The organism is Achromobacter sp. SIMBA_011 (genome assembly GCF_046535435.1).
In the GTDB taxonomy this organism is placed as follows: domain Bacteria; phylum Pseudomonadota; class Gammaproteobacteria; order Burkholderiales; family Burkholderiaceae_B; genus Achromobacter; species Achromobacter dolens.
Genome location: NZ_JAWRWN010001355.1, coordinates 1 through 229, shown reverse-complemented (window position 1 = coordinate 229; position 229 = coordinate 1). Strand labels below are relative to the sequence as shown.

Annotated in this window: 1 protein-coding gene; it reads right to left on the bottom strand. The window is 59.8% G+C overall.

The features are described 5' to 3' along the window. A partial coding sequence (locus SB816_RS35490) for a transposase (RefSeq protein WP_410548683.1) occupies positions 1-229 on the bottom strand: 229 nt, incomplete at both ends.

The window sequence follows — 229 nt, the reverse complement described above, 5'->3', positions numbered from 1 at the left end:
CTGGGCTGGCCCTTACGGCCCTGCGCGACGCGGATAACCGAACGCAGATCATTGACCATGGCCTCGAAACAACCCGCTTGAATCCAGCGTTGCGTTTGCTGATAAACCAGTTCCCAAGGCGGAAAGTCATTTGGCAACATGCGCCAGGGCGCTCCCGCGCGCACGATCCAGCGCAGCGCGTTGAACATCTCGCGTAGCTCATATCGACGCTGCGGGGCATCTTTGTGCA